General features: G+C 58.2%; 3 protein-coding genes and 1 pseudogene. All 4 read left to right on the top strand.

Annotation, left to right across the window (positions count from 1 at the left end; all coding sequences use genetic code 11):
• Positions 1-154, top strand: a pseudogene (locus KVT38_RS35115) (peptide ABC transporter ATP-binding protein); the annotation flags it as partial.
• Between the two features lie 415 nt (positions 155-569).
• The gene (locus tag KVT38_RS33025) at positions 570-2462 is read left to right on the top strand and encodes an LTA synthase family protein (RefSeq protein ID WP_217597989.1); all 1893 of its coding nucleotides are present in this window, start codon (positions 570-572) and stop codon (positions 2460-2462) included.
• 117 nt (positions 2463-2579) lie between these two features.
• Positions 2580-3821 carry a DUF445 domain-containing protein gene (locus KVT38_RS33020; protein ID WP_217597988.1) on the top strand — a complete coding sequence of 414 codons (1242 nt, stop codon included), beginning with the start codon at positions 2580-2582 and terminating at the stop codon, positions 3819-3821.
• Between the two features lie 175 nt (positions 3822-3996).
• On the top strand, positions 3997-5422 hold a 1426-nt coding region (locus KVT38_RS35460), incomplete at its 3' end, for a sensor histidine kinase (RefSeq protein WP_217597987.1).

Raw genomic sequence — 5422 nt, 5'->3', positions numbered from 1 at the left:
CGCCGTGACGCACGAGAGGGGGTTCGGGCGCGAGGTCGGCGACCGGATCCTGTTCATGGAGTCGGGGGCGATCGTCGAGGAAGGTCCGCCCGAACAACTGTTCGAGCGTCCGCAAACGGAGCGGACCCGGCTGTTTCTTTCCAAAGTGCTGTGATACCGACGCTCTCTCCGCGGCAGCAACGCCAAGGAGGGGGCGTTTTTTGCATGAAAAGCGGAAAGTTGAAACGAAGAGCCACGGCGCTTTAGCTGCATTTAAGGAAGCGATACGGAACCTTGTCCTTGCTTGCTTCGTTTATGTTAAGGGAGCGTAAGTATGGGTGAGGACCTATTTATTCCGGGCCTTTTCAATTTATTCCCATCCAATGCGGTCATATCAGCTCGATTTGGCCAGCGGGAACGCTCAAGACGCCGGATTTTCAGCTTTTTTCGCGGCTTATGTCTTTTGACATGCGGCTCCATTCGAGGCATAATTAAAAACGTTGTTTACAGACTGATTACAAAAAAATACTGTTTGCATGCATGATACCGTTATGAAAATAAGGCAATGCTGCAAGAGGGGAGTGCCGAAGATGCGACTTTGGAATGCGATTAAAACCAAGCCGATCCTATGGTTTTCATTGATATTGCTCATAAAGGGCGCGCTGGCTTGGTTCGTTATCTTTGACGACGGTCCTTCGTGGATGACGGTACTGACCGAGATTCCGTTTATCCTGATCGTCTTCTGCCTGATCGAGTGGTTCGCGTCCAAGCGCAAGCTGCTCTACTATGTGATTGTCAATCTGTCAATTACGCTGCTTTACTTCGCCGTACTCATGTATTACAAATACTACGGCGTCATCGTCACCTACCATGCGCTGGAGCAGGCGGACAAGGTGACGAAGGTCGGAGAGAGCACCTACTCGCTGCTTGATCCGTACTACCTGCTCATTTTCATCGATATTATCATTTTCGCGTTTTATATGGTCCGGCCGAAGTATATCGCCCGCTTCACGAGCATCGGCATGCGCAAGATCAACCGCACCGCGCTGCTGGCGACGTTTATCGTGTCCGCCGCGCTCTGCATCTTCAACATCTGGCCGAATCACGCCAGCATGAATGAGAATAAAAAGGCAGAGGGCATGGGCATTCTCAATTACGAGGTTTATACGATTTTTGCGGACACCACGGAGCATGAAGAAGTGATCGACATGAAGGAGATCAACCAGCCGTCGATCGATGCGCTCAAGGGCGGGGAGCAGCCGGTCAATCCGGCGCTCTGGGCCGCCGCGAAGGGGAAGAACCTGATCGTCGTGCAGATGGAGTCGTTCCAGAACTTCCTGATCGGTCTTACGATCGACGGCCAGGAGATTACGCCGAATATCAGCAAGCTGGCTGCCGGCAATTTTTATTTCAATAACTTTTATAGCAACGCCGGCCAGGGTACGACCTCCGACGCGGAGTTCGTCGTGAACACTTCGTTGTATGTGCCGCATCATGAGGCCGCCACTTCTTCGGATTATATGGATAAGGCGCTGCCGAGCCTGCCGCGGCTGATGTCGTCGAACGGCTACAACACGGCGACGTTCCATACGAACAGCGTGGAGTTCTGGAATCGTACGCTGCTGTACAAGGCGATCGGCTTCGACAAATATTACGACCAAGCGTTTTACGGCGACGACGACCATATCGCATTCGGCGCCTCGGATGAAGTGCTGTACGCGAAGACGGTGCCCGAGCTCGTCAAGATGGACGCGGAGGATAAACCGTTCTACGCGATGGTCATCTCGATGAGCGCGCACCATCCTTACCGGATTCCCGAAGCCAAGGACAAGATCAAGCTGCCTGCCGAGTACGACGGCACGCTCGTCGGCAATTACATTCTGGCTCAGAACTATGCCGACTATGCGATGGGGCAGTTCCTTGAAGAACTGAAGTCCAGCGGCCTGTGGGACGACAGCGTCATCGTATTTTACGGCGACCACCAAGGATTGCCGCTGTACTCGCTGGACAACAAAGAAAAAGGTCTGATGCAGGGCATCTTCGGCCGGGAGTACGGCTACACGGATATGTTCAACATTCCGTTCATCGTCCACGCGCCAGGCGTCTCGTCCGGCAAGACCTTCGAGCAAACCGGCGGGCAGATCGACATCCTGCCGACGGTCGCCAACCTGCTCGGCGTGTCGGTCAAAGACCAGATCCACTTCGGCGAGGATCTCTTGAACAGCACGAGCAACCTGCTGCCGATGCGCCACTTCCTGCCGACCGGCTCATTCGTCAACGACACCTCGGTGTTCCTGCCGGGCGTCGGGTTCGAGGACGGCACCAACTACAACGTCAAGGACAACAGCATCAGCGCAGGCGGCTCTACGGAGGCGCAGTACAACGCGGCGCTTCGCCTGCTGAATATGTCGAACAGCTACGTCAAGCAACTGCCCGAGCTGCCGCTGGACGGCGGTCCCGTATCGGGCGCCGAAGCCAAGTGACGCGAGCACGCTCGACGGACGGACGGAGAAGACGGGGGAATCCCGCGCTTCCCCGTCCGTTCTCTTTTTGGGTATCATATATACATAGAATACAGAAGCTGAAGGAGTCTACCGAACATGCCCGGACAAGCTAAGCATACGGCCGCCATCTCTCTTGGCGTCATGGGGGCGGGATACCTGGCCACATTCCCCTTCGGAGGGTGGGGCAGCGCCCTGCTCCACGGCGGCTTTGAAGCCGGGCTCGTGGGCGGACTCGCCGATTGGTTCGCGGACACCGCCCTGTTCCGGCACCCGCCCGGCATCCCGATCCCACATACGGCGCTGCTGCCGCGCAACCGGGACAAAGTCGTTCGCTCGCTCATCCAGGCGATCGAGACCGAGCTGCTTACCAAGGAGAGCATCGTCACCAAGACCGCCGAGTTCAAGATCGGCGAGCGGCTGCTCGATCTGCTCGAGACGCATCGGGAGGACGTCGCTGCCGTGTCCGTTCGCGTGAGCGAGTTCGCGCTGGAGCGCCTGCCGATGGACCGGATCGTCCCGATGGCCGCGCGTGCACTGGAGTCCAAGCTGCGCGAGCTCGATACGGCCGGCCTGCTGCGAAAGATGAGCGACGAAGCGCTGGCGAGGGGCTACGAGGAGAAGGCGCTGGCTTTTCTGATCGACAAGGCGGGGGGGCTCGCTTCCCGCGAGGAGACGCGGAGGCAGCTCGGCATCATCGGCGCAGCGGCGCTGCAGAATTTGCAGGTCGGCGGATTGATGGGCTTTGCCGTGAACGCGTTTATTTCCTTCATGGATGAAGAGAAGATCGGCGGCCTGCTGCAGAACGCGATCGTCGGCACGCTAGCGGAGATGCAGCAGCGAGAGGATCATCCGCTGCGCGAGATGCTTCTGGAGACGCTGAGGGGCGCGATCCGCAATCTGCCCGAGTCGCCCGCCGTACTGGCCGAGCTCGATGGCTGGAAGACGCGTCTCGCCGACGGCGGCGCGATCGAGCGCCAGTTGGCCGGCTGGCTGGAGGAGCTGCGCGTCAAGGCGCTGGCCTTCGTGAGGGAGCCCCGTTTCACCGAAGACTACGTGCAGCCGGCGCTCTCCGGCCTGCTCGCCAGCCTGCGTGCGAATCCGCAGGTGATCGAGCTGTTCCAGTCGTGGGTGCAGGAGCGGATCGCCGGCTTCGTCGAGCGCAATCACTGGAAGATCGGCAAGCTCGTCAAGGAGAATATCGACAAGCTGGACAACGATGCCTTGATCGCGATGATGGAGGACAAGATCGGCGGCGATCTGCAGTGGATCCGGGTCAACGGCGCCGTCTGCGGCTTCCTCATCGGTCTAGTGCTGGAAGGGATCAATCTGCTCGCGTAGGAAAAATGCACAGCTTAAGGTAGGCGCGGGGCGCATGGGCTTCGCGCCTGTTCCAGGTAGACTCGCAGCGTAAAAATGCATGCCAAAAACGCGTCCGTCATATTCGTCGTTCGGCCGCGTGCAGGTGGAGCGATTTGTTATAATGGAGACAAGCTCCAAAGAGGCGGTGCAACGTGTGAACGATATCAGCGCGTTTTTGCGTATCTTTTTTATTAACGTCAGCACGATGCTGACACTCCTTTATCTAGCGAGCCTGCTCTACAAATACATCGTCTATAAGTGGCCTTCCGTATGGAAGGAAACGTTGTTCGTCGTGCTTGCGATCGCATGCGGCTGGACGACGATGAAGCTCGGCTTCAGCTTCTCAAAGACGGTCATGTTCGACATGCGCTATTTGGCCGTTATCGTGGCGCCGCTGTTCGTGCGAAACCGGCTGTCGGTCCTGGTCATCGGACTCGGCATCGGACTCGCGCGGCTGTCCTTCGGGTTGAATCAAGCGGCGCTCGTCGGCTGCCTGAACGTCATTACGATGAGCTTGCTCGTGCTCTTCATCCTGTGGCTGGCGCGCCGCAGGAAGTGGCCGGAGCTGCGCAAGATGGTGACGATCATCATCTCGGTCAACATCGGCAACGTGGCATTTATCGCGCTGTTCGGCATCATCCCCCGCAGACACTATCTGGTCGATATCGCGCCGGGTACCTTTCTCATCAGCCTGGTTTTATGCTTCGCCTTCATGTTCATCCTGCGGGAGTTCATGTCGGAGGACAAGCGTTCGCACAAGCTGAAGCTCTATGCGGCGCGGCTGGAAAAGCAGTACCGCATCTCCGAGGAAAAGGGCCGTTCGCTCGAGCAGGCGAAGCAGGAGCTGGAGACGATGTACGCCCAGGTCCAATCCGCCTCGCGTTACAAGTCCGAATTTCTCCCCAACATGTCCCACGAGCTGCGAACGCCGCTCAATTCGGTGCTCGTGCTCGCGCAACTGCTCGAGGAAAACGTCGACGGCCGGCTCAGCGACGAGGAGGTCGCCTACGCCCGCATCATCCATCATTCGGGCAAGGAGCTGCTCGGTCTCATCAACGACGTGCTGGACTTGCCGAAGATCGAGGCGGGCCGACTGGAGCTCGATCGCTCGGTGTTCAGCATGCGCGAGCTGCTGGGCCATATGGACGAGCTGTTCCGTCCGATCGCGTCTCGCAAGCGGCTGACCTTTACGCTGCGCAGCGAGCCGGACGTGCCCGAATATTTGCATACGGACGAGCAACGGCTAAGGCAGATCATTAGCAACCTGCTGTCCTACGCTTTGAAATTTACGCAAGAAGGCCATGTGCGCTTCGTCGTCTCGCGCGTGCCGGAAGGACGGCTGCTGGCGGAAGGGGGATTGGCCTTCGAAGTCGAGGATAGCGGGATCGGGATCGCGGCGGACAAGCATGAGGTAATCTTCGACGCGTTCTTCCAGGCGGACGGCTCTATCAGCCGCGCATACGGCGGGACCGGACTCGGCCTGTGCATCGCGAAGCAGCGCTCCGACCGCGGGCTCGGGGAACGTCTTCATGGCGGGTCAATCTTCCTTTCCGCAAACCTCTTTTGTTGCATCATAGCGT

Origin of the sequence: Cohnella sp. GbtcB17 (genome assembly GCF_019091135.1) — a bacterium.
GTDB lineage: Bacteria > Bacillota > Bacilli > Paenibacillales > Paenibacillaceae > Cohnella.
The sequence above is the reverse complement of the archived record's forward strand: the minus strand, read 5'-3'. Positions and strand labels throughout refer to the sequence as shown.

What these genes read in the sequence shown, in the direction of transcription:
- KVT38_RS33020 (WP_217597988.1), top strand. Translation starts at nt 2,580, where the DNA reads ATGCCCGGACAAGCTAAGCATACGGCCGCCATCTCTCTTGGCGTCATG.
- KVT38_RS33025 (WP_217597989.1), top strand. Translation starts at nt 570, where the DNA reads ATGCGACTTTGGAATGCGATTAAAACCAAGCCGATCCTATGGTTTTCA.